17 protein-coding genes are annotated in these 24,687 nt (G+C 74.7%); 8 read left to right on the top strand and 9 right to left on the bottom strand.

All coding sequences use genetic code 11. From position 1 onward, the window contains the following. Window positions 1-12 precede the first annotated feature (12 nt). From ACWEN6_RS29775 to ACWEN6_RS29750, 6 genes are all read right to left on the bottom strand, one after another. On the bottom strand, window positions 13-2,172 hold the full coding sequence (locus tag ACWEN6_RS29775; RefSeq protein ID WP_452574793.1) for a hypothetical protein: 2,160 nt from the start codon (window positions 2,170-2,172) through the stop codon (window positions 13-15). Window positions 2,173-2,455: 283 nt separating this feature from the next. Beyond that, window positions 2,456-3,484 carry an L-histidine N(alpha)-methyltransferase gene (gene egtD, locus ACWEN6_RS29770; RefSeq protein ID WP_452574791.1) on the bottom strand — a complete coding sequence of 343 codons (1,029 nt, stop codon included), beginning with the start codon at window positions 3,482-3,484 and terminating at the stop codon, window positions 2,456-2,458. Between the two features lie 34 nt (window positions 3,485-3,518). Beyond that, entirely contained in the window at window positions 3,519-4,229 is a 711-nt protein-coding gene (gene egtC, locus ACWEN6_RS29765) for an ergothioneine biosynthesis protein EgtC (protein WP_354846767.1), read from the bottom strand. Further along, complete coding sequence (gene egtB / locus ACWEN6_RS29760) at window positions 4,230-5,531, bottom strand: ergothioneine biosynthesis protein EgtB (protein WP_354920862.1); 1,302 nt, start codon at window positions 5,529-5,531, stop codon at window positions 4,230-4,232. It lies immediately after the preceding gene. Next, the gene (locus ACWEN6_RS29755; protein WP_354920859.1) at window positions 5,528-6,760 is read right to left on the bottom strand and encodes a glutamate-cysteine ligase family protein; all 1,233 of its coding nucleotides are present in this window, start codon (window positions 6,758-6,760) and stop codon (window positions 5,528-5,530) included. The genes egtB and ACWEN6_RS29755 overlap by 4 nt, the downstream gene beginning before the upstream one ends. A gap of 677 nt (window positions 6,761-7,437) precedes the next feature. After that, entirely contained in the window at window positions 7,438-8,547 is a 1,110-nt protein-coding gene (locus ACWEN6_RS29750; protein WP_452574790.1) for a glycerophosphodiester phosphodiesterase, read from the bottom strand. A 193-nt stretch (window positions 8,548-8,740) separates the two neighbouring features. On the opposite strand from ACWEN6_RS29750, the gene ACWEN6_RS29745 reads away from it, so the two are divergent. Beyond that, window positions 8,741-10,114, top strand: a complete 1,374-nt coding sequence (locus tag ACWEN6_RS29745) for a GH1 family beta-glucosidase (protein WP_452574788.1) — start codon at window positions 8,741-8,743, stop codon at window positions 10,112-10,114. A 126-nt stretch (window positions 10,115-10,240) separates the two neighbouring features. On the opposite strand, the gene ACWEN6_RS29740 is transcribed toward ACWEN6_RS29745, so the two are convergent. Next, entirely contained in the window at window positions 10,241-10,771 is a 531-nt protein-coding gene (locus ACWEN6_RS29740) for an HAD domain-containing protein (RefSeq protein WP_354846755.1), read from the bottom strand. Between the two features lie 212 nt (window positions 10,772-10,983). On the opposite strand from ACWEN6_RS29740, the gene sigK reads away from it, so the two are divergent. Beyond that, window positions 10,984-11,574 (top strand): ECF RNA polymerase sigma factor SigK, encoded by a 591-nt coding sequence (sigK, locus tag ACWEN6_RS29735; protein WP_354920846.1) that lies wholly within the window; start codon window positions 10,984-10,986, stop codon window positions 11,572-11,574. Next, window positions 11,571-12,566 (top strand): anti-sigma factor, encoded by a 996-nt coding sequence (locus ACWEN6_RS29730; RefSeq protein WP_452574786.1) that lies wholly within the window; start codon window positions 11,571-11,573, stop codon window positions 12,564-12,566. Before sigK ends, ACWEN6_RS29730 begins: the two co-directional genes overlap by 4 nt. A 41-nt stretch (window positions 12,567-12,607) precedes the next feature. Here the strand turns inward: ACWEN6_RS29730 and ACWEN6_RS29725 are convergent, their stop codons facing one another. Next, window positions 12,608-13,759 carry a baeRF10 domain-containing protein gene (locus ACWEN6_RS29725; RefSeq protein ID WP_354920840.1) on the bottom strand — a complete coding sequence of 384 codons (1,152 nt, stop codon included), beginning with the start codon at window positions 13,757-13,759 and terminating at the stop codon, window positions 12,608-12,610. Between the two features lie 329 nt (window positions 13,760-14,088). Between ACWEN6_RS29725 and ACWEN6_RS29720 the strand changes: the two genes are divergently transcribed. Next, window positions 14,089-14,319 carry a hypothetical protein gene (locus ACWEN6_RS29720; protein WP_354846744.1) on the top strand — a complete coding sequence of 77 codons (231 nt, stop codon included), beginning with the start codon at window positions 14,089-14,091 and terminating at the stop codon, window positions 14,317-14,319. A gap of 118 nt (window positions 14,320-14,437) precedes the next feature. Here ACWEN6_RS29720 and ACWEN6_RS29715 read toward each other — a convergent pair whose 3' ends face one another. Further along, on the bottom strand, window positions 14,438-17,290 hold the full coding sequence (locus ACWEN6_RS29715; RefSeq protein WP_452574784.1) for a helix-turn-helix transcriptional regulator: 2,853 nt from the start codon (window positions 17,288-17,290) through the stop codon (window positions 14,438-14,440). A 127-nt stretch (window positions 17,291-17,417) separates the two neighbouring features. On the opposite strand from ACWEN6_RS29715, the gene ACWEN6_RS29710 reads away from it, so the two are divergent. From ACWEN6_RS29710 to ACWEN6_RS29695, 4 genes are read left to right on the top strand one after another with little or no spacing between them, the layout of a single operon-like run. Then, window positions 17,418-17,606 carry a hypothetical protein gene (locus ACWEN6_RS29710; RefSeq protein ID WP_354846738.1) on the top strand — a complete coding sequence of 63 codons (189 nt, stop codon included), beginning with the start codon at window positions 17,418-17,420 and terminating at the stop codon, window positions 17,604-17,606. Between the two features lie 39 nt (window positions 17,607-17,645). Further along, the gene (locus tag ACWEN6_RS29705) at window positions 17,646-21,116 is read left to right on the top strand and encodes a hypothetical protein (RefSeq protein WP_452574782.1); all 3,471 of its coding nucleotides are present in this window, start codon (window positions 17,646-17,648) and stop codon (window positions 21,114-21,116) included. Further along, window positions 21,113-23,440 (top strand): hypothetical protein, encoded by a 2,328-nt coding sequence (locus ACWEN6_RS29700; protein WP_452574780.1) that lies wholly within the window; start codon window positions 21,113-21,115, stop codon window positions 23,438-23,440. The genes ACWEN6_RS29705 and ACWEN6_RS29700 overlap by 4 nt, the downstream gene beginning before the upstream one ends. Next, complete coding sequence (locus ACWEN6_RS29695; RefSeq protein WP_452574778.1) at window positions 23,437-24,681, top strand: ferritin-like domain-containing protein; 1,245 nt, start codon at window positions 23,437-23,439, stop codon at window positions 24,679-24,681. Before ACWEN6_RS29700 ends, ACWEN6_RS29695 begins: the two co-directional genes overlap by 4 nt. The last annotated feature ends 6 nt before the right edge of the window (window positions 24,682-24,687 follow it).

Genomic DNA, 24,687 nt, shown 5'->3' with positions numbered 1-24,687 from the left:
AGGCGCGGCGGTTCAGGCGTCCTCCCACAGCACCTGGCGCGGGACGCGCGGCAGGTGGACGGCGCCGCTGCGGTCGGCCAGCACCATGGCCTTGAGCAGCAGCGGATGCCCCTCGCCCAGGGCGGGCCGGCCGTGGGCGAGGGGAGTGCGGTCCAGCAGCGGGGCGAGCAGGGCGTCCAGGCCCTCGAAGCGGCCGGTCTCGAAGCGGCGCACCGCCTCGTCGTAGCGGCCCTCCAGCAGCAGCGGATGCGACGGGTCCAGCCCGCCCCCGGCCAGGGCCGCGAGCGCGGCGCGGTGGCGGCCGGCCGCCGCGTCGTCGCCGCGGGCGTCCTCGCAGCGGGCGGCGAGCAGCAGCGTCCGCGCGCGGCCCGGGGGATCGCCCGGGACGGCCTCGCACTCCCGCACCCTGGTCAGCAGGCCGGCGGCGGTCTCGGCGTCGCCTCCCATGAGTTCGGCCTCGGCCAGGGCGCGCCGCGCGGCGGCCGTGAGGGCCTCGCCGCCCGGGCCCCCCTCCAGCCGGCCGGCCAGCTCGGCCAGGGCGCCGCGCGCCGCCGCCGCGTCGCCGGCCAGGGCGGTGGCCAGCCCGTGCGCGATGCGCGCCTCGGCCCACAGCCGGAACGACACGTGCGCGGCGAACCACTCGGAAAGGACGGGGGAGCGTTCGAGCAGCCGCAGGACGGTGGCCGGCTCGCGCAGGGCCAGCTCCACCTGGGCGAGGCGCACGGTGTCGTAGTTGGGCCAGTAGGCGATCGGCTGCAGCAGTTCGGCGCGGTGGCGGCGGGCCTCCTGGAGCAGGTGGCGCGCCTCGATCGGCTGGCCCGCCTCCAGCAGGGTCTCGGCGAGCGACACCCGCGCGGCCACCACGTTGATGTCGCCCGGCTCGCCGAGGCGGGCCTGCCGGTCGTCGACCACGGCCTCGGCCAGGCGCAGCCCTGCCACGACGTCGCCGGAGCGCGCCGCCGCGCGGGCGGCCGCCTGGGCGGTCACGGTGTAGCGGCGCCAGGCCGGGGACAGGCCCGCGCCGGGGGCGGCGCCCTCGGCGCGGGCCGACCGGGCCCTTTCGATCAGCTGGGCGGCCTCGGCGGGCCGGCCGGCCTCCATCAGCAGCTCGCCGAGGTTGTGCCGCGCCCGGGCGGCGTACGCGACGCCCTCGGCCGGCTCCCGCGCGGCCAGCTCGTTCTCGGCGACGGCCAGGCAGTCCATGAGGCACGCGCGTGCGGCCTCGAGGTCGCCGTACCTGGCCAGGGCCAGGCCACGGCGGCCGTGCACGTCGCACAGCGAGCTCAGGTCGCCGCCCGGCTCGCCCGGCCGGGGCAGCAGGCGCGTCAGCTCGGCGGCCTCGTCGGCGGCGCGGCGCAGCAGGATGCCGGTGTCGGCGACCGAGCGCAGGACGCCGGCCTGGGCGTCGGTCTCGGCCCGGGTGCCGGGTGCCGAGCGGCGGGCCAGGTCCAGGACGCGTTCGGCCACGTCCAGGTCGTTGATCCACGACCCCGCGAGGGGCACCAGGTGCCGCTCGTACCAGTGGGCGCCCAGCGCCGCCGCCTGACGGTCCACCGGACCGTCGGGATCGTCGGTGAGGGCGTCGAAGGCCAGGTCGGAGAGCTTCTCGGCGCAGGACTCCGCCCATCCGGGCGGCGGCGGGCACACCGCCTGGGCCGCCGCCGCGAGCACGGGGGTCAGATGGCGGGCGTAGGCCAGCACGCGGCCGGCCCAGCCGGCGGAGGCGACCCGCCCGATCGCGCTGCCGGGCCAGCTCGGCGGCTCCTGCGGCGCGGACTGGCGCTTCTCGGAGGTGGCGATGTCGCCGATGCCGAGCTGGACCTGCTGGGTGAGGAAGGACTCGGCGCGGTGGAAGCGGGCGACCAGCAGCAGCGCCTGGGTGACCTGGTCGCGCGCCTCGACCAGGCTGGCCGGCACCGAGGGCGGCTCCTGCGGGCCGTTGCGCTCGGCGAACTCGGCGAAGGCGTGGTCCAGGGCGAGGGCCACCAGCACCCTGCGGCTCTTGACCTCGTTGTAGAGCCAGACCGCGCTGCGCCGGCCGCTGTGGCCCTCGCGGGAGAGCCGCACGGCCGCGGCGACGTCTTCGGCGCGGACGAGGTGGTAGGCCGTGGTGCGGAGGACACCGGCCGCGGCCTCCCCGATCGCCGAGAGGCGTCTTTCCTGCGCCGACACCCTGCGAACCTCCTCGGCCGGTCTTGCGGTATACGCGTCGAGGGATACCGACGGCGAAACGCCAGAGTGATGTCAAAGCATATATCCGGTTCGCGGCAAAGGCCGCATGGGGTGACCCGCTGAGGGATGCCCGTTCACCAGGGGCGGGGCGCGGGCCACCACCATTTCGACCGCATACCGGCACAGAGCCATGGGTTTCCCTGCTTGCCGGAATCCCTCGCCTCTTATGGTTTGTTCCCCAGAAACCGCCGGATGTGGTCAATGTCAGGAAAATTCCACAAAGTTATGTGTGGTGGCGGTCGGCTCCACCTCCGCGCGGTTCCGGGACGAAGGCCAGGACCACGGCGAAGTCCTGCGCCGGGTCGGTGTACCAGCGGGACACCGCGAACCCGGCGCGCTGCAACTCGCGCTCCAGCCGGTAGCGGTAGAACTTCGTGCTGATCTCGGTGCGCATCTCCTCCCCGGCCCGGAAGGGCACCGTCAGCGCCGGCTCGCGGAAGTGGACGCGCATGGGACGAGTGGCCCGCAGCCGCATCTCGACGCGGTGCAGCCGGCCGTCGTACAGGGCGACGTGCTCGAAGGCCTGCGGGGCGAAGTCGGCGCCGAGCTCGCGGTTCATCACGGCGAGCACGTTGCGGTTGAAGGCCGCCGTCACCCCGGCGCCGTCGTCGTAGGCGGCCACCAGCCGCCCGGTGTCCTTCACCAGGTCGGCGCCCAGCAGCAGGCCGTCGCCGGGGGACAGGGTGGCGTGCAGCTCCGACAGGAACGACGCCCGCGCCCGGTCGTCGAGGTTGCCGACGGTGCCGCCGAGGAAGGCGACCAGCCGCCGGCCGATGCGCGGCAGCCGGGCCAGGTGCCGCTCGAAGTCGGCGCAGATCGCCCACACGGCCAGGCCGGGATGGGCGGAGGCGACCCGGCGGGCCGCCGCGTCCAGGGTGGCGGCGTCCACGTCGACCGGCATGTAGGTCTTCAGCGTGCCGGCCCGCGACAGCGCGCCCAGCAGCAGCCCGGTCTTCTCGCTGGTGCCCGAGCCGAGCTCGGCCAGCGTGTCGGCGCCGGACAGCGCGGCGATCTCCTCGGCGTGCTCGCGCAGGATGGCCGTCTCCCGGCGCGCCGGGTAGTACTCCGGCAGCCGGGTGATCCGGGAGAACAGCTCGCTCCCGGTGGCGTCGTAGAACCACTTGGGCGGCAGCCACTTGGGCGCCGAGGTGAGCCCGGCGCGGACGTCCTCGGCCAGCGCGCGGCGCAGGTGGTCGGGGCCGAGGTGGTTGACCGTGTACAGGAACGGCAGCGGGATCTGGGTGACGGACACGCGGGCCTCCTGGTGTGACGGTTGGGCGGGCCGGTCAGAGAGGGTCGGCGCGGACGCCGTCGGGGGTGGCCAGCACCAGGTGCCGGTCCGGGACCGGCTCCCAGCCGGGACGCTCGTCCAGCGGCTCGCTGGCCAGCAGCACCCCCTGGCCGAGGTGGACGAACAGGGTCTCGTTCCACGCGGTCGCGGCCACCGCGTCCCCGTCGCTGACGAGCAGGTTGAGCCGGGCCCCGGGGTCGGCCGTCCCGGCGCCCGCCACCACCTCGCCCACCGCCTCGCACAGCGGGGCGCCCCGGCCGAGCCGGGCGAACACCGCCGCGGCCACCCACGCCGAGTCGCAGGCGCTCTCGGGCTCCCGGCCGTCGATGAGCGGGCCGAGCGCGGACCGCGACACCCGCCCGTTGTGGCTGAGCAGCCACGGCCCCTCGGTGAACGGCGCGGTCGCCGTCTCCTCGACCGGCATGCCGGGGCTGGCCGAGCGGACCGCCGCCATCAGGCAGCCCGAGCGGGCGATCGCGGCCAGCCCGGGGAGGTTGGCGTCGGACCAGATCGGCACCGAGCGCCGGTAGCGCACCGGCTCACGGCGGTGGGCGTCGTACCAGCCGACGCCGAACCCATCGGCGTTGACCGCGCCGCACCGTTGCAGGCGCGGCGCGTACGACTGGCGCAGCAGGCCGTTCCCGGGGTCGCGCAGCAGCGACGCCAGCGGGCGCGGGGCGCCGAGCCAGGCCGCGTGCCGGCACATCTACGCCTCCCCGGGCGCGGCCGGACGGGCGCACCGCAACCCGGCGAAGATCTGCCGGCGGTGCGGAAGGTCCCAGTTGCGGAACGTCGTGCGGACCGCCGAGGGATGGGTGGCCCACGAGCCGCCGCGCAGCACCCGGTAGTGGTCGCCGAAGAACACCTCGCTGTACTGCCGGTAGGGGAAGGCGCGAAAGCCCGGGTAGGGCAGGAAGCAGGACGAGGTCCACTCCCACACCTCCCCGATCATCTGCTCGGCGCCGCACGGGCTCGCCCCGGAGGGGAAGGCGCCCACGGGCGCGGGCCGCGACGCCCTGTGCCCGAGGTTGGCGTGCCGGGGCCCGGGCTCGGCGTCCCCCCACGGGTAGGCGCGGGCCCGTCCGGCGTGGGGGTCCCATCCGCACGCCTTCTCCCACTCGGCCTCGGTGGGCAGCCGCCGGCCGGCCCAGCGGGCGTAGGCGTCGGCCTCGAACCAGCTCACGTGCTGCACCGGCTCCTCGGCGGGCACCGGCTCGGGCCGCCCGAACCGGGTGCGCCACCACGCGCCGGCCTCGCGCGTCCAGAACAACGGCGCCCGGACCTCCCGGCGGACCCGCCACTCCCAGCCGCCCGGGCTCCACCAGCGCGGGTCCTCGTAGCCGCCGTCGTCGAGGAACGCGGTGTAGGCGCCGCAGGTCACCGGGAAGCGGTCGATCCAGTAGGCCGGCAGGTCGACCCGGTGGGCGGGCCGCTCGTTGTCGTAGGCCCACGGCAGCGCGCCGGTCCCGGCGGTGAACGGGCCGGCCGGGACCAGCACCTCGGCGGCGCCCGCCGGCCGTCCGGCGGGCAGGTCGCCGTCGCGCACCAGCCCCGGCAGCCCGCACAGCTGCAAGGTGGCCAGCATCGTCTCGTCGTGCTGGTGCTCGTGCTGCATGACCAGCCCGAACACCAGGCCCTGCGAGCACAGTGGGTCCGGGCGGGACAGGTCGGCGGCGTCCAGCACGTCCAGCACCCGGCCCCGCACGCCGGCGATGTACGCGCGGGCCTCGTCCGGGCGCAGCAGCGGCAGCGCGGGCCGCTCCCCGCGGGGATGGGCGAACGCGTCGTACATCTCGTCGATCTCCGGGCGCAGCGGGGTCAGCCCCCCGGCCTCGCGCAGCACCCACAGCTCCTCGTAGTTGCCGACGTGGGCCAGGTCCCACACCAGGGGGGACATGATGGGGGAGTGCTGGCGCACCAGCACCTCGTCGTCCACGTCGGTGTAGGCCAGCGACCTGGCCCGTCCCGCCTCGAGCTCGGCGGCGATCCGCTCCTTCAGCCCGCTCACGCCGGCACCTCCTCGCCGGTCCAGGGCAGTGGGCCCGTGCCCCGGTCGCGGGCGCGCAGCAGGTCCAGCGCCGGCGAGCGCCCGGGCACCACGTGACGCTCGGCGAAGGACTCCACGCCCGCGACCAGGCCGGGCCCGGCGCCCAGGCGGGGCAGCGCCTCGGCGGCGGCCAGGAAACAGGCCTCCGCGGCGCGCCTGATCCGCGGGTCGCCGAGGCCGGCCTGCGCGCACTGCCACCAGCGGCCGGCGAAGGGCTCGGCCGCGGCGAGCGCGGCGCCGGCGGCCCGGTCGTCCAGCAGCAGCGCCGAGGTCACCGCGACGCAGGCCGGCCACCAGCGGGGGTGCACGGCGTCCAGGTAGCGGATCTCCAGCCATCCGCGCGGCCGGACCGGCGGGAACACCGTCGTCGCGTGGTAGGCCAGGTCGGCGGCCGTGGGCGGGTGGCCGCCGAGGCGGGGCGCCTTCAGCCACCGGCCGAAGGTGGCCCGGTTCGGCGGGGTGGTGCGGCGCGGGCGTTTCTCCGGGACGAGCATGAGGCGGGCGTCCATCAAGTAGCGCGCCCACGCCGCGGCCGGGTCGTCGCCGGAGACGACCGGGTGCGTGCGGGTCGGGTCCAGGTGCAGCCACACGGCCTGGCGGCCCGACATCCACCCGCACGGGCGCCCGTCCAGGATGGGGGAGTTGGCGAAGCAGGCGCTGAGCAGCGGGCCGAGGCGCACGGCGCGATCCCAGCGCTCCGCGGGCCGTGCGCCGAAGTCCACGTTGACCTGGACCGACGCGGTCAGGCACATCATGATCGGCCCGTAGGGCACGCCGAGCAGCTCGGCCATCGCCTCGTAGCGGGGCTGGCGTAGCTGGCGCAGCGGCGTCCGCACCGGGTCCAGGCCCATCCCGGCCAGCACCAGCCCCTCCTCGCGCAGGGCCGCGCGGACGGAGGCGAGGTCGGCGGCCAGGGCTCGCACGGCGTCGGGCAGGGCGCCGGGCGGGCCGGACAGCTCCAGCTGGCCGCCGGGCTCGAAGCTCACGGCGCTGCCTCCGGCGAGCGTGGGGAGCGCCTCGGCGGTCCGCTCGACCCGGACGTGCCGGGAGGGGTCCTCGCGGTCGAAGACCAGGAACTCCAGCTCGACGCCGACGCGGTCGCCGGGGGTGCCCTGGAAGCACCGCCGTGCGAACTCCTCCACCTCCGCCGGGCCGCGGACCCGCGCGTCGCTGTTCTCCGTACCGGTCATGGGCCCTCCTTGGCGGGTGGGACGGTCGGCGGCGAAGCTGGACGGCCTCCTTCGTTCACGACGGTTCACGAGGATTCACGGCGGTTCGCGCGGGTTCGCAAGGGTTCGCAAGGGTCGACGAGGGTCGTGGGGGCGTGCGGTGGCGTGGGAGCGACCTGTGGCGGCGCGCGCGAGGTGCGCGGCGGTGGCCGCCCGCGCGAGGCGGGCGCGATCGCGCGCGGCCGGACGCGGCCGTGCGAGCGGTGGCGGACGGGCGGCGTACCCGTGCCCTCCCGTCAGGGACGGGCTGGGTGGGCAAGGTCAGGATGTAGGGGCCGTTGACGAGGCCTCGGGCCTCGCGGTGGTGAGGTGCGGCCGGGCCGTCCTGCGGCCTCGGCGAGATCGAGCGGACCGATGGGATGGGTTGACCGCCTGCGGACCTCCGTGTCTCCGATCACCGGGGTGTCCTGCTAAGCGTCTGGTACCCGGTCACTACCCGCGATAAAGCACAAATGGGACGATCGACTCAAAGACTCTGATCTACGGATATATGTGAAGGATAAGATCGACCATCGATGGGCGTCGGACATGCGAACGCCCCCGGAGGGCCGGACGGCCTCCGGGGGCGGGGAGCTTCCGGGAGACCCGGGAGCCTTCCTGCCGGCTTTCCGGCCGGCCCGCGAGCGGGCCGGCCGGGCTCAGTCCTCCAGCAGGCGGTCGCGGACCGCGCGGGCGATGCCCGGGTCGTCGGAGAACACCCCGTCCACCCCGAGCGTCAGCAGCCGCTCCAGCCAGCCCATGACGTCGCCGGTCGCGCCGGCGAAGGCCGGGCTGGCCGGGTCGCCGAGCCGGTAGTCGACCGGCAGTTGCGAGTTCTCCGGGCGGATCGTCCAGGTGTGCACCAGCAGCCCGCGCCGGTGCGCGTCCTTGATCAGGCTCGTCGGCGCCAGCAGCCGGCCGTCCGCTCCGGTCGGCACGACGCGGCTGGTCGCCACGCCCACCGCGTCGGCGTACCGGGAGATCTCCCGCAGGCCCTCGGGGGTGACCAGGTCGGCGTAGGTGCGCGGGTCGCCCGCCGCCACCAGGTCGTACGGCGCGCCGCTGGAGTTGATGAGCTGGACCAGCCGCAGCCGGGTCAGCGCTCGCAGCCGCTTGAGGTTGCCGGTCTCGAACGACTGGACGAACACCGGCGCCCGCTCGCCGTCCCAGCCGTACCGCCTGAGGGTGGCCAGCAGCGGCTCCTCCAGAGGCAGGCCGATCGAGGCGAAGTAGGACGGGTGCTTGGTCTCGGGGTAGACGCCCACGCCGTTCTTCTGCGCCAGTTGGACGACCTCCTCGAACGTCGGGATCTGCGCGAGCCCGTCGAAGGCGGTGTTGTCCGGCCGCAGGTCGGGGATGCGCTCCTTGGCCCGCAGCGTGCGCAATTCCGCCAGCGTGAAGTCCTCGGTGAACCAGCCCGTCACCGGCGTGCCGTCGATCGTCTTGGTCGTCCTGCGTCCCGCGAACTCGGGGTGGGCGGCGACGTCGGTGGTCTGGGAGATCTCGTTCTCGTGCCGCGCCACCAGCACGTGGTCCTTGGTGGACACCAGGTCGGGCTCGATGTAGTCGGCCCCGAGCTTGATGGCCGCCTCGTAGGACAACAGCGTGTGCTCGGGCCTGATCGCGCTCGCGCCCCGGTGCCCGATCACCAGCGCGCCGCGCTGCTCGTGCCCCCGCCTGTCGGCCGTCGCGATCTCCGGTCGCAGGGCGACCAGCGCCACCCCGCCCGCCAGAACGGCCAGCGCGCCGGCCATGAACTTCCTCACCATCGGGCACACCCCAACTCTCTCGTCGTCGCGGGGCACGCTAACGGCGAGATCTGTACCCGAAGTGGCGCAGCGGTTAACGACGTCCCGGCCCGGCGGGACCTCCCGGCGGCCGGTACCGTTCTGGCGACCGCACCCGCCCCGCGAGGCGCGGGGCGGCGCGGCATCGGCGGACCACGTCAGGAGCGATCGAGGGATGAGCGTGACACAGGGACGGCAGACGGGCCCGGCGGCCTACCCGCCCGGATTCGTCTGGGGCACGGCGACCGCCGCCTACCAGATCGAGGGCGCGGCGGGCGAGGACGGGCGAGGACCGTCCATCTGGGACGTCTTCTGCCGCGTCCCGGGCGCGGTCGCCGGCGGGGACACCGGCGAGGTGGCCTGCGACCACTACCACCGCTGGCCGGAGGACATCGAGCTGATGGCGGGCCTCGGCGTGGACGCCTACCGGTTCTCGGTGGCCTGGCCGCGGGTGCTGCCCACGGGCTCCGGCCAGGTCAACGAGCGCGGCCTGGACTTCTACCGGCGCCTGGCCGACGCGCTGCTCGAACGCGGCATCGAGCCGTACGTGACCCTCTACCACTGGGACCTGCCGCAGGCGCTGGAGGACCTCGGCGGCTGGCGGGCCCGCGACACCGCCGAGCGGTTCGCCGACTACGCCGAGATCGTGCACGGCGCGCTCGGCGACCGCGTCCGCCACTGGATCACCCTCAACGAGCCGTACTGCTCCTCGATCGTCGGCTACGGCGAGGGACGGCACGCCCCGGGCGCCAAGGAGGGCCACGGCGCCCTGGCCGCCGCCCACCACCTGCTGCTCGCCCACGGCCTGGCTGTGCCGCGGCTGCGCACGCGGGGGGACGAGCGGGTCGGCGTGACGATCAACATGTCGCCCACCGCGCCGGCCGCCGGCACCCCCGAGGACCACGCGGCGGCCCGCCGGATGGACCTGCTGGTCAACCGGCAGTTCACCGAGCCGCTGTTCGGCGGCGCCTACGCCGCCGACATGGCCGAGACCTTCGGGCACATCAGCGACTTCTCCTTCCGCGCGGACGGCGACCTGGCCGTCATCGGCGCCCCGCTGGACTTCCTCGGCCTGAACTACTACTACCGGATCCACGCCGCGGCGGCGCCCTACGACGAGCCCGACCCCGCGCGGCGCTCCGCGTTCGACCTCGGGGTGACCGGCGTGACCCCCGAGGGCGGGCGCACCAACGGGCTGGGCTGGCCGGTCGAGCCGGACGGGCTGTACGAGACCCTCACCGGGCTGGCCGCCCGCTACCCGGCGCTGCCGCCGGTCCTGATCACCGAGAACGGCTACGGGGGGCGGGACGAGCTGGACGACCAGGGCCGGGTGGACTACCTGCGCGACCACCTGGCCGCGGCCCGGCGGGCGATCGCCGCGGGCGTGGACGTACGCGGGTACTTCTGCTGGTCGCTGATCGACAACTTCGAGTGGGCGCGCGGCTACGCGGCGCGCTTCGGGCTCGTGCACGTCGACTACCAGACCCAGCGGCGCACGCCCAAGGCCAGCTACCACTGGCTGCGCGACCACATCGGGCGGGCCGGCTGAGGCTTCGGGAGGCAGGAGGCCGCCGGCTGAGGGCCAGGGCGACGGCGGGCGCGGGCTGAGGCCCGGGGCCACAGAGCGGGCGCGGGCTGAGGGCCGGGGCGACGGCTCCGCGGCCCGGGCCGGCGGTCAGGGCGGCAGGGGCCGCAGCCCGGCGCCGGAGGCGGTGCGGCCGGCCAGCCAGTCGCGGGCCCGCGTCAGGTGCCCGTCGGTCAGGCCGGTGCGCGGGTCCACCTCCACCAGCAGGAACTCCCCGACCGCCGGGTGGTCCTTGAGGTACTGCCAGTCGTGGGCGCCCAGGCTGTCGTCGAACCAGACGAACGGGCGGCCCGCCACGTACTCGGCGACGTGGCGGGTCTTGAAGTGCTCCCCGGCACGGCTGCCGGGGTCGCTGTTGACCGTGATGACCGGCAGCGCGGGCAGGCCGAGGCGCGGGGCGATGTGCTCGTTGGCGTGGTGCTCCCAGGTGGTGGCCCACGCCAGCTCGGCCCCGGTGTCGCGGGCGAGCTCGGCCAGTTTGGCGCCGTGCCGGGAGTTCAGCAGGACGGTGTAGGTGTGGCCGTCCAGGACGCACTCGTACCGCCGCAGCCGCAACGTGGGCCGCCGGGCGGGGTTGAGCACCCCGTCCACGTCCAGCAGTACAAGGGGACGCTTGGTCACGTGCCTCTCCTCGGTCGTCCGGTGCCGGGACCCATGATGCCGCCACGCCGGGCGGGTCGCTCTCAAACTACGGCCTCACCACCGGCTCCGTGGCCGTCACCGGAGGCGCGGGCGGTGGATTCCGCGACTCGATCGGCTCCCGCGCAATCCACGGGCCCTTCTGCGCCGAAGTAGTGGTGTCCGCGTCCACGCCGACGGTTGGAGAAGAAGGCATGAGGCCGACACGAGCCGTGCCCCTGGACGGCGGCCGGCACGACCGGCCGGGTCTGGAGGAGCTGCTGAGACGGCTCGCGCGGGGAGACCGCGCCGCCTTCGAGCAGGTCTACGACATGGTGGCGCCCGCCGTGTACGGGGTGGCCCTGCGGGTGCTGCGCGACCCGGCCCAGGCCGAGGAGGTCGCCCAGGAGGCGCTGATCGAGGTGTGGCGGTCCGCGGCCCGTTTCGAGGCCGCGCGCGGCTCGGGCATGGCGTGGGTGATGACCATCGCCCACCACCGCGCCGTCGACCGCGTGCGCGCGGCGCAGGCGGCGATCGACCGCGAGGACCGCGTGGCCCGGCTGGAGGTGCGCCGGCCCTACGATGACGTCGCCGAGTCGGTGGAGACGACCCTGGAGCAGGAACGGCTGCGCCGCTGCCTGGGCGGCCTCACCGAGCTGCAGCGCGAGTCGGTCACCTACGCCTACTACGGTGGATACACCTACCGTGAGGTCGCCGAGCTGCTGAAGGTGCCGCTGGCGACGGTCAAGACCCGGATGCGCGACGGACTGATCCGCATGCGCGACTGCCTGGGGGTGGAACGATGAGCGGCGATCCGCACACGCTGGCCGGGGCGTACGCGCTGCGCGCGGTCGAGGACGCCGCCGAGCGTCATGCGTTCGAGGAGCACCTGTCCCGGTGCCCGGAGTGCGAGCTGGAGGCGCGCGGGCTGCGCGAGGCCGCCGCCCGCCTGGGCGCCGCGCTCGCGGTGGAGCCGCCGGCCCGCCTGCGGGGGCGCGTCATGGCCGAGATCGGCATGGTCCGCCAGCTCCCGCCGGTCCCCGCCGCCGACCCGGCCGCCGGCAGGGGCCCGCTCTCCTTCCCCGTCCAGCCCCCGCCCGGCCCGGGCCCCGCCCCGGCCGGCGGCGCGAATCCCCTGGGAGGCCCCGGCTTCCCGGGTGCTCCCGGTTCACTTGACGGTTCCGGTTCCCGGGGCGGTGCGGGGTCCGTGGGGGGCCCCGGTTCCGATTCGCCGGGGGCCGGGCCAGGGGGGCCGGCGCCGTTCCCCGGGCCGGGGCAGGGGCCCGGCCGGGGGAGCGGCAGACGGTCGCGGCGGCGGGCGGCGAGCCGGGCCGCCTGGGCGCCGCGCGTGGCGACCGGGCTGGCCGCCGCCTTCCTGGCGGCCGCGGTGGGCCTGGGCGTCGTGGCCGTTCGCACCGGCGACCAGCTCGACCGGGCCCGGGCGGGCGGCGAGCGGCTCGCCGCCGTGCTGGCCGCGCCGGACGCCCGCACCGTCACCCGCACGGCGGACGGGGTCACCGGCACGCTGGTGGTCTCGCGCTCCCAGGGCCGCATGGTGTTCGTCTCGGCAGGGCTGTCCGCCCTGCCCGAGGGGCGCACCTACCAGCTGTGGCGCATCGGGCCCTCGGGCGCCGTCCCCGACGGGCTGACCCGTCCCGGCGCCGACGGCCGCACGCCGCCGGTGGTGCTGGGCACGCCGGGGGACGCCACCAAGGTCGGCGTCACGGTCGAGCCCGCGGGCGGGTCGCGCCGGCCCTCCGGTGATCCGCTTCTGGTGATGCCGCTGCCCCCGGCCTGACCTGCCCTGCCCGCCCTGCCCTGCCTGACCTGCCCGGTCTGTCAGGCCGGGGGGTCGGGCGGGGGCGGTGCGGGAAAGCGGAGGGAGGCGGCGACCAGGTGCTCCTTGAGCTCGGTGTCGGCCTGCACGTGCTCCACCGAGCCGCCCTCCTCGATCACCGCGTCGGCCAGCTCGCCGATCACGTCCGGTGTGCGCCGGGTCGCCTTGCCGCACAGCGGGCAGGCGTCCCCGCCGGTGCCGAGCCAGCCCGACTCGTCGCACACCACGCCCGGCGCCGTCGCCCCTTCCTGGACCAGAAGGGCCTGCACCGCGGCGACCGACCCCGCCCACAGGCAGTCCGCCAGCCCGAGGGCCGCCGGCCTGCGCGTCGCCGACCGCTCCAGCACCTCGGCGACCCAGCGGCGCTCCTCCTCGCGCTCGTAGCGTTCGAGGATGCGCTCGGCGCTGTGCCGGATGTCGGCCGGGGTCGCGGTGCGCGGGTCGACCGAGAAGGTGCCGGCGACCCTCGGACGCAGATGGCGGGGAAGGAAGTCGACGAACCCCGGCACCTCCTCCGGATGCCCGCCCAGGATGATCAGCTCGTACCTGCCGGTGCGGAACAGCTCGTCCACCAGTCGCGCGGCGTTGCGGTAGTGCCGCCGGGTCAGGTCGTCGGCGCGGTTGCGCACGCGGTGCTCGGTGTACCCGTACCAGCCGGCGTAGTTGGACTTGCGCAGCGTGGGGTCCTCCACCTTGCCGGCCTCGCGCATCTCGTCCTGGTACAGCTCCCAAGCCTCGGCCGAGCGCCGGTCGAGCACCAGGACGCAGGAGCGGTGGTACTCGTCGAGCACCGCCAGCATCGGGCGCACCCACGGGGCGGCGTCCACCATGACCCGGTCGCGCACGGTCCGCGGCAGCGGGATCTGCTCGAACAGGTCGGCCCCGCTGCAGGAGAACACCGCCACGGCGCCGGCCTCGGCCCGCTCCAGGCCCTCCATGCCGGCGATGCGCTCGATGTCGCCGCGGATGGACATGCGGGCCTGGCGCCCGAGGGAGCTGTCCTGTCCGAGCGGGCGGATCTCGTGCAGCAGGCTGTTGACGCGGGTGGACAGAGTGGTGTTCCCGTCCGCCCCGACGCTCACGTACAGCGACACCACGGGCACGTCGCCCCCGTTGAAGCGGATGATCCGGTCGATCGTCTCTGCGGTGATCATGCATCGCCCCCGTCGTCGCTCCTGTGACCTCTGTATTCGTTCCCACCCACGGACCGGGGAGGTGGCCGGGTGGCGCGATCAGGGGGACAAGAAACGACAAGGCGGACATGGGGCGACCGGCGAGGCCGGTGGAATCAGGGAGATCAGGGACGGATCGCGTGGCCGCCGGGAGCGGCCGCCTCGCGCTGCTCTACAGTTGGCGTCATGAGCAGGCGCCGCGGGCCCGCGTGACGGCCCGGGGCGCGGCCTGTCCCGCCGGGCCGCCTCCAGCCTCCGCCACGGCCTGCCTGACCGGCGACGACCTCGATCCGCGACCCGAGGAGGACCCATTGAGCAGTGCATCCGCCGACAACCTCGATCTTGCCACCAGCGCCAGGGAGATGGCCGACCGCGAGCCGGCCGGGTCGCTGAACCACGCCGCCGCCACGTCGGTGGCGATCACCTGCGCCACCACGCGCAACATCGCCGAGGCCCGCGCCGTCCTGTACGGGGTGACACCGCCCGACGTGCGGGAGGCCGCGCTCGCGCTGTTCAACCGCCTGTCCGCCGGCGCCGCGTGAACGCCTGACCCCGGCCCGGCGCGCGGATCGGGGTCCGCCGCGAGCCGGGCGTGGACGGCCGCATTCAGGGGGCCCGTGGCCGAACGACGCCCGCGTGCGCACCGGCCCGCTCGACGCCTCAGGTGGGGGAGCCGAAGGCCTCGCTGAGCTGCCTGCGGTTGACGATCGCGAGTTTGCGGTAGACCCGTGCGAGATGGGTCTCCACGGTCTTGGTGGAGATGAACAGGGTCTGGGCGATCTGGCCGTTGCTGTGCCCGTGGAGGGCGAGGAGGGCCACTCTGCGCTCGGCCGGAGTGAGGGCGTCGATGCCGGCGACGGCGGTCCGGCGCGGGCGCATGCCGGCGGCGTGCAGTTCGGCGCGGGCCCGTTCGGCGAGCGGGCGGGCGTGCATGCGGTCCGCCAGCGCCAGGCCCTGTCGGAGCGGTGGCCCGCAGTCGCGGCCACGCCCCGCCCGCCACAGCGCGGCCCCGAGGTCGATGAGGGCGCGGGCGTGCTCGAGCGCCGCGGGGGTTCCCTGCAAGATCTTCGCCGACTCGGCGAGCAGCGAGAGGTCGGGACGCGGCCTGGCGACCAGGCCGGCGACGCGCAGCGCGGCGCCGACGGCCTGCGCCACGCCGACGGTCCGGGCGCGGGCGACGGCCTGGCCGGCCAGTTCCTGGGCGGCGCGGTGGTCGCCGAGGTGGTGCGCGGCGATGGCCGCCGTGCCCCGCCAGGGCAGCAGGCCCGGGTGGTCTATCTCGTAGAGCCGTTCGAGCAGGTGGCCGGCGTCGCGGGCGGCTCGGAGCGCCGCCGCCGGGTCGCCTCGCAGCAGTGACAGCCGGGCGCGGCAGTCGAGGACGAGCGGGGAGTACATGCCGTCCCGCGGATGCGGGTCGGCCAGGTGCAGCGCCTCCTCCGCGGCGTCCTCCTCGCCCCGTTCGAGGTGCACCCAGGCGAGCAGGAAGGCTATCCAGCCGCCCGCGGAGTTCCAGCCTTCGTCGTGCGGCCCGCGGGCCGCCTCCAGGTCGGCCAGGGCCGCGGTCAGCGCCCCCTGGTGGTAGCGGGCCAGCGCCCGGTGGTAGCCGGCGTAACCGTAGGCGAGCACGTCTCCTCTGCGTCGTGCCGCCGACAGCGCGGCGTCGGCCGCGGCCTCGGCCACGACCAGCTCACCGGCGATGACCAGGGCGTGGACGACGATCCCCATCAGTGAGCCGTGGCCGACCGGGTCCACCAGGGGGTCGTGGGCGAGCGCGCCAGAGGCGGCGCGCAGTACCTCGGGTACCGGGTCGCCGTCGAGGGCGAGTTGCAGGGTGAGGTGCGCCAGCAGGCCCGGCCTGCCGGGCGGGCGCCCCTGACGGGCCTCGCGCAGCACCGGCGCCAGCCGCCGGGCGGCGTGGCGGCGCAGCGAAGGATGGAAGCGGGCGATCATCAGGTACTCGGCGAGAACATCCTCCGAGCGCGGGTCGCCCGCCTCGAACAGGTCGAGTGCGGCGTCCTGGGCGACCGCGGCGCCGGAGAAGTCCCCGCGCGAGTTCCGCAGCCGGGCGAGCAGGGTGAGCGCCTCGGCCCTGACAGGGGCGGGCGCGTCGTCGAGCAGGGGGAGCGCTTCGGTGACCGTGTCGTGGGCGGCCATGTCGCCGGCGGTCATCTGGGCGCGGGCCAGTTCGAGCATGAGTTCGCCGGAATGGCGCCCGGCGGTGGCGTCGGCGAGCGCCCGGTGAAGCAGCCGGGTGGCCGCGGCCGGGTCGCCCCGGCGCAGTGCCAGGCCGGCCGCCTCGCGCAGTGTGCGGGCCACGGCGAGATCGCCTTCGGGCTGGGAGACCAGCAGGTGGCCGGCCACCTTCTCCACCCCCTCGCCGTCCTCGGCGAGCAGGTCGGCGGCCCTGCGATGGGCGCGGGCCCGGGCGAAGGCGGGAAGGTCGGCGTGGACGGCCGCGGCGATGAGCGGGTGGAGGAACCCGAGCGGGTCGCCGGGGCGCAGCAGGTGGGCGCCGGCCAGCACGTCGGCGGCCCGCTCGGCGGCCGGGAGGCCGAGGCCGGCGTGACGGGCCGCCCGGCGCAGCGGGGTGCGATCGCCCAGGACGGCGAGCGAGGTGGCGAGGCGGACGGCCTCGGCGGGCAGCCTGGCCAGTCGCGCCAGCACCGAGTGGAGCACGGTGCCGGGCACCATGCCGGCGACGGCGCTCGCGGGCGGGACGTGCCCGTCGGCCTGCAGGGACCGCAGCAACTCGCCGACCAGGAAGGGGTTGCCGCCGCTCGCATGCGCCACGGCGGCGGCCAGGTCGTCCCCGGCGGCGGGGAACACGCCGGCCACCAGCCGTTCGACCGCGCCGGCGGACAGGGGCGCGGGGGCCAGCAGGCGGTTCGGGGGCTGGACGGTCAGCCGGCGCAGCGCCGAGACCTCCGATCCGTCCTCGCCGTCGCGCACGGCGACCACCAAGGCGAGCGGGAGAGCGCCGACTCGGTCGGCGAGCATGGCGAGGAACCGCAGCGACGCCTCATCCGCCCACTGCGCGTCGTCCACGGTGAGCAGCATGGGGCGGACCGCGGCGCCTTCGGTTCCCCATCCGGTCAGGTTGACCGCCAGCCGGCACAGTCCCCGCAGCATGTCGTCGCCGCCCGGTGCCGCCGGAGAAAGCTCCTGGCGAAGAAGCCCGGGAAACAGCGGCGCGGCCGGTGCGGCGAGGCCCGCCGCCAGCCGGGCGCGCTCCTTCGGGCGGGCGGCGGTCAGCGGCGGGGCGAGGAGGTCGAGTGCCACGCCCAGCGCTATCGCCCGCTCCAGTTCGTGCCCGCGGGCCGCCAGCACGAGCAGTCCGTTCGCCTGGGCCTGATCGGCGGCGGCGGCCAGCAGCCGCGTCTTGCCCACTCCGGGCGGCCCCTGCACCACTACCAGGGACCCGCTCCCCATGCGTACGGCCTCCAGCGCCGCCGCCAGTGCCGTCAGCTCGCTGTCACGTTCCAGCAGCAACGATTCCGCCACGCGCTTCGTCACGCCCCCACCGTAAGACCGCGAACGCGCACCGGCCACGAATACCTCCCGGTAAGGGTGGCGTATATCGCCAAATATCAGGGTGTCGACCCTGACGCCGGGCACCGAGCGACGGCGGCAGACTGCGCGGGTGAGCGACTCTGGGCACCGCGTCCGGCTGACCGTGGAAGTCGATCTGCTCGCCGACCCGATCGAAGGCGTCCTGCGTCACGAGCACGGCGCCGACAAGCCGTTCGCGGGCTGGATGTCGCTCATCCGCGCGTTCGAGCTGGCCCTGGACGACGAACGGCTCCGCCCCGCTCCGCCTCCGCCCGGCTGACACACCCCATCCGATGGACCGAGCCTCACGGAGGTCTCCTTGCCGATCGACCATGCCCTGCCCCTGCGCGTCGACTGCGACTCACGCCTGTCGGAGGACGTCTTACCGGTCAAGCCGGTGAGCGTCGATCCCGAAGCGCACAACCACACCTCCATCGCGACGACCGATGACGGAACCCATCTCCTGCTCGCCATAACGCCCGGGACCGGGCTCGCCGAGGTGCGGGCGTCGGGGGAGTCGGCGTCGGGGTACGCCCTTCACCCGCTGCCGAAGGGGGCGCGGGCCCAGGAGGTCGTGACCCTGGTGGACGCGGACGGCCTGGTCAACGCCTTCTACGCCACCGAGCCGGCCCTGCTGCACTCGGTGCGCGACGCCCGCGGTGAATGGGGCGAGCCGGCGGAGCTGGCCGCCTGCACCGGGCTGAGCGTGGCCGAGATCCCGCTGACCGGGGACTTCGCGGTCAGCGGCATCGACGCGCGCGGCGATCTGACGCTCTGCACCGCCGACGGCGGGAAGTGGACCGCGGACCGCGTCGACCTCGGTGGCGAGCTGGTCGGGGGAGAGGCCCGGCTGGCCTTCACCTCACCCGACGCCTGGGTGCTGTTCGCCACCGCCGGTGGCGTGCTGCGGATCTGGCCCGGCACCGGCGACCGGGTGGCCGCGCACCCCGAGGTCGTCAAGGTGGCGGCCCCCGCGGGGCGGCTGCTCGCGACCTACCCGCACGCGGACTCCGCCATGGTCGTGTTCACCGACACCGCGAACAACCTGTACTCCTCGGCGGGGTTCGGCGACACGCCCGTCCGGATCCCGCTCGGCGAGATCGTCCGGGGCACGGCCGTGCTCGACGACGACGGGATGGTCCGGTGCTACGGCTGCGCCCCGGACGGCAGGCTCTGGCAACTTCGGCAGACCGCCTGGACGGCCGATGACGTCCCGGTCTGGGCGCCGATCTTCCCGCTCGACACCGACGCCGTGCAGGTGAGAACCCCCGCCGGCGGCACGGGCGCGCTCGCCGTGACCCGGGCGGACGGCACCGTCGACCTGCTCAGCCGGCCGCGTACCGGCGGCGGATGGACGCGCGTGCCGGTGCACGGCCACGCCGAGGACGCGCCGATGGTGGTGTCCCGGTACCGCACCCGGCTGACCGTCACCGACGCGAACGGCCTGCCGGTGCGCCACAGGGCGATCGAGCTGACCTCCTCGCGGCTGGTGGGCCTGTACAGCGGCGGGCGTACGGTGCTCGCGCGGCCGGGCACGGCCGCGACGCTCACCACCGACGAGACCGGCGCGGTGGAGTTCAGCCAGCCCGCCACCGGCTTCACCGCGGTCACCTTCACCGCGCGCGTCGAAGGGGCGGCGGAGGATCTGCCGATCACCCCGCACGGCTACCTGTACGAGACGCTCGCGGGCAGGGCGCCCCTGTTCAACGGCACCGCGACCATCCCGCCGATGAGCGCGGACATGCTGCGCGCCGCCCGGGGCAAGGACGGCCCGCTGCTTCCCGGCCTGACCCCCGGGCTCGCCAAGGTGGCCGCCGGCGCCGTCATCCGGCTCGCCGCCCTCGGGCCCGGGGGCGCCAAGCCGGACGGGGGGTTCGAGGTGGACCTGCGCGATCCCGGCGCGCCCCGGCTGATCGCCTACGCCACCGCGGACGCCGTCACCGAACGGCTGGCGGCCTTCCACACGGCGGCCGGGCCCGCGACCCTCACGGCCCGGGGCCCCGCGCCGGCGGAGGCGCTCACGGCCGGCGTCCTGGGCAAGAGCCTCGGGGACTGGCTGGTGGACGTCTGGCAGGCCCTGAAGTCGGGCGCGGTCAAGCTCGTCGCCTTCATCGCCCATCCGGACCAGGAGACCTTCTCCGCGCTGGTGGAGTCCGCGAAGGGCGTCTACACCACCGTGGTGGGCCTCGCGCTGGAGGGCCTGGCCGAGGTCGGCTCCCTGATGCAGAGCGTGCTCAACACCATCGAGCTGGCCTTCGACAAGGCGAAGGACCTGTGGCAGGACGCCCTGCACTGGCGCTCGATCTGGCGCACCATGGACGAGTTCTACGGCACCATCACCACCGGCCTGTCCTCGCTCCAGCGGTGGCTGGGCGACTCCGCGGCGGTCGGGACGGGACGCTTCTTCTCCGATCTGAAGTCCGAGCTGAACGCCGGGCTCGACGAGGCCGCGGCCGTGCTGGGGAGCACGACCATCAACGACGTCGGCCGCGGCCGGGTGCGGCTCGGGCTCCGGCCCGCGGGCGGCCGGTCGCCGGGGCTCGCGGCGGCGCTGGAGGGCAGTCCCGCCCAGCACAACTACGTGCTCACGAAGATCCTGGACAACGTGCCGGACCGGCCGGCCGGGACGATGCCCCCGCTCTCCGACGGCTTCACCGGCAAGCTGGTCAAGGCCGTCGAGGACTCCGGCATCCTCGCGGACGGCGGGAAGGCCCTGCAGGACGTGGTGCCGGTGTGCCTCACGCTGTTCCGCGACCCCGCCAAGGCCGGGGAGCTTCGCGTCGCCGACCTGCTGGCGGCGTTGCGCGACCTGATCGACCTGGCGCTCGACGCCTGCGACGTGCTCGTCGTGACGCTGCTGGAGCTGGCGGCCGAGGTCGTGCGGTGGGTCCACGACCTGCTCACCGCGCCGATGGACGATTCGCCGGTGCTCACCTGGATGTGGGACAACCTGGCCAGGCCCAGCGGGAACCGCGACGCGATGACGCTGGGCCGGCTGTTCTGTCTCGCCTTCGCCGCGCCGGTCACCCTCGCGTGCCTGGCCGCCACCGGCCGCGGGCCCTACGACCCGCTCACCAAGGTCCAAGGTGAGGACGTGCTCGCGAAGAGCGTCGCGGCCGGCTCGCCGGCCGCCGCCGGGCCGAGGTACACGCCGCTCGAGGAAGCGCAGTACTACTCCTCCATGGTGCTGATCGGCATCGACATGCTGACCGACGGCGTCAACATGGCCGACGCGCAGTCCGGCGCCGACAGCGTGGGATCGCTGCTGGTCAACGGGCTCGACCTCGCGGCCAACATCATCGTCCAGGGCCTGTTCACCCCGAGCGCCGACTGGAACTGGGCCGCCATGACCAGAGGAGAGAAGATCACCAACGCCACCTGGATCGGCTACTTCGCGCCCATCCTGACCGACGGGGCCTTCCACCTGATCGACCAGGTCAAGGCGATCAGATCGGCGGGCGGTGGCGCGGGGCCCGCGACGGGGGAGGGAGGTGAGGGAACGGACCTCACGATCACCGCCTTCATGGTGAACGTGGGCATCGACGCCGTTCTCGGGCGAGCTCTGATCGCCTTGGGCGTCACCGGCGCCGCCCTGCAACTGAAGGACGACGATCCCGGCGTCTCCTGGCTGGACGTCTTCGAGGCCGTCGTGGGCCCGCTCCCCTGGGCGGGCCAGCCGCTCCTGCTGCCCGAGGTGGTGGAGGCGACCGCCGGGATCTCCCCCATCGTGCAGCTAGGGGTCCTGGACCCTCTCGGCGACTTCGACTGGGACAGGGCGGCCACCCCATGACGACGGACGCGAGCGTCGAAGAGGTCCTGCGTCACCTGCGGGGCAAGGGCGTGACCCAGGGCTGGGACGTGGTGTGCGCCCTGTCGGCGCACAAGGTCAACGAGCTGTTCCAGCGGCAGTTCGTGCAGGACCTCGTGTCCGGGGACCACCTGCCGCCCATCTCGGGCACCGTGCCCATCATCGACGACTACACGGTCGAGTTCGCCGACGTCGTCCTCGGTCATCCGCTGATCGCGTTCGACCCGGCACTGGACCCCCAGGCGGCGCGGCTCACCATCCCGGTCGTCTCCGGGATCGCCCGCACCGTCCTCACCGCGGGCGGGGCGGCCAAGGTCGTCTCCACCCAGTGGATCACCGGCGCGCAGGGCTACACGATCACCGGCACCGTGCCGCTGGGAAAGGTGAAGGGAGAGGTCGAGCACCAGACCCACGTGTCCCTGCGGATCGACGACGGCAAGGACTTCTTCGCCGACCTCGGCGTGCCCGGCGCGACGGGCACGTTGCTCGGCGCGTATTTCCTGCGCCTGCTCGCCGATCCCGGCACCGGGTACCGGCGGTACGCGCTCGGCACGCTGGACTACACGCCGAACGCCACCGACCTCACCCCGGCCGGCGACTTCGAGCTGGCGACCCAGCGGGACCAGGCCGACCCCGCGGACGCCGGGCGGCTGCTGCTGTTCGTGCCCACGGCCTACAACCCCAAGGGCGGCGCGCAGACCTCGCTTCCTCTGGCCAACGTGGTCCCCGCCGGAATGGACACGACGCTGCTGGTGTCCGGCAGGGTGCTGTTCGGCGGCATCCTGCGCGACCTGGTCGCCGGCGTCGTCGGCGCGGGCAACACCGACGCGCACGGCGACGCGTCGGACGCCTGGTCGGTCACGGTCACCGGCGGGAGCATCACCATGCCCGTCCGGTACACCAGCGAGTACGGGACCGTGCAGGCGGGCTGGTGCGGCAAGCCGCAGGACGTCTACGTCACCCTGAAGGACATCGCCTTCCGTTCCTCCGCGGGGGCGCTCACCGGCACCTGGTCGCACGACTGGCAGCAGGCATGGAGCGTCGAGGTCGACCTGCCGGCCCTGCCCACGATCTGCGACGAGGGTCAGGTCACCATGACCGTCGAACTGGACACCACCTACCGGCCCGGCGTCGACCCGGTCACCGCCGAGATCACCTTCACCTCGTCCGGGGGCGTCGGCGTGAGCTTCCCGGCCCCCGACGACTCGTTCTTCAAGAAGATCGACCCTTTCCAGGACGAGCAGGCCCGGCAGCTGACCTGCGACCTCATCGCGAAGGAGATCGTCTACCAGCTCAGCGGCCTGTTCGGCTTCACCGTCCCGCACGTCGGCGCGTTCGCGGTGACCAACCTGCTGTTCCCCGGACGGCAGACCGCCCGGCTGCTGTCGGCCCACGTGCCCGGCGACCTGGTCGCGTTCGGCACGCTGAACGCGCCCGGCTTCGCCGTGTCCCCGCCGCTGTCGGCCGTGACCACGGCCGAGACCGTGCGGCTCGCCGCCGACCGGCCGGTCACCTGGTCGGTCCCGCGCGGCGGCGGCCGGATCGGCGCCGACGGGATGTACACGCCTCCCGCCGGGCTTTCCCGGCCCAAGGTGGTCGTCGTCACGGCCACGGCGCGGGACCCCATCACCGTGGAAGGGGACGACGCCGATGGGGAGGCGGTCCGCGACGCCGCCGGGAAGGGCTTCGCGACGGCCCAGCGGGCGTACGCGGCGGTGGTGGTGACCCCCGCCCAGGTGGCCGTCGCGCCGATCATCTCGGTCTTCGAGGCCCGTGACCAGGCCCGCGCCTTCACCGCGCGGCTGCCCGGGTCCGCCGAGAAGGTCACCTGGTCGATATCTCCGGCCGTCGGGACGGTGGACGACACGGGCCGCTACACCCCGCCCGCGAAGCTGGACCGGCCGGTGGCCGTGACGCTCACCGCGCGAATCGGAAAGGAGAGCGGCAGCGCGCGGATCGTCGTCTTCCCGGCGGCGCCGGTCGCCGTGCAGGTCACCCCGTACGCCCCCGCGCCGCTCGGCCCGGGCGCGGCCCGGTCGTTCACCGCCGCTTTGGGCGGCGACCCGGTGCGGGCCGAGTGGAGCGTCCTGCCGGAGGTGGGGCGGATCGACCAGGACGGCCGCTACACCGCCCCGGAGACGGTGCCCGCCCCGTGCGCCGTGCTCGTGGTGGCACGCGACCCCCGCACCCCGGCCCTCGGCGGCACCGCCGTCGTGCTCCTCACCCCCGACGGCGACGACACCGGCGCCGTCATCCGGCCCACCCCCGCCCAGCTTCCGAACCGACGATCGGACGACCTCTCATGACGCCCCCCGCCGCCAGGCTGTTCCCGCTCACCATGACCCACCGGCCCCTGGACTCCGTCGAGAGGCTGGCCGCCCACCTGCAGACGGCGCTGACCATCGAGCTCTCGACGATCCCGCCCTACCTGTGCGCCCTGTACTCGATCACCGACCCCTCCTCGGAGGCGTCCCGCCTGATCAGGGGCGTGGTGGTCGAGGAGATGCTGCACATGATGCAGGTGGCCAACCTCATGAACGCCATCGGCACGCCCCCCTCGCTGGCGGAGGAGCATGTGCCCGTCTACCCGGCCTACCTGCTCGGCCACGCGGAGGGCGGCCCCTTCATTCAGCTCCAGCCGCTGTCACCCCTGCTCGCGCGCACGGTGTTCATGCAGATAGAGCTGCCCGAGTCCAGCCCGCAGGCGCCCGCCGAGGACGAGCCGTACCACACCATCGGCCAGTTCTACAAGGCCATCGAGCTGGGCTTCGAGAGCTGCGTCGCCAGATACGGCGAGAAGGAGGTGTTCGGGCACGACACCGGGTTCCAGCGTGACGACACCTACTTCGGCCCGGGCGGCGGCGAGCTGCACATCGTGCACGACCTCGACGGCGCGAAGGCCGCCATCACCGAGATCGTCCAGCAGGGCGAGGGGGCCGAGGTGCAGCGGCCGCCGGCGCCGTACGAGGAGCCGTACGGCGGATACGACCACTACGGCGACCGGCTGGACGGCACCTACGGACCGATCCTCGGCACGCCGTGGGAGCTGTCGCACTATGGCAGGTTCGAACGCATCGCCCGCGGCGAGGTGAGCCTGCCGCCGATCTACCCGATGCAGGCCAACCCCTCCGCCGCCGACCTCGACGGCGACTTCCGCAGACTGTCCTACCTGTTCGACAACTGCTACACCCTCGTGCTCACCGCGCTCGGGGAGGCCGTCGGCAAGACGGCCCGCCCCGGCCCGTTCTTCCAGACGGCCTTCCCGGTCATGCAGGCGGCCCTGCCGGCCCTGGCGACCCTGCTGATGGGGACTCCGCTGAACCCGGCCGCCGATCCCGGGCTGGGCCCCAACGCCGGACCGGCCTTCGTGTACCGGCCACGCCCCGTGGAGGAGATCGTGGCCGAGGCGGCCGACCTGCTCGCGCGTCCGCCGTCGGCCTTCGGCGGCGACTACCGGCAGACCTGGCGGCACAACCTCGGCCTCGCCCACCGGGCGCTGGCCGGCGCGGCCGCGGACGACCTCACCCTCAACTCGGCGCACGGATGACAGGGA

It is taken from the genome of Sphaerisporangium sp. NPDC004334 (assembly GCF_053602655.1).
This window is presented reverse-complemented; position numbering and strand designations above follow the sequence as displayed.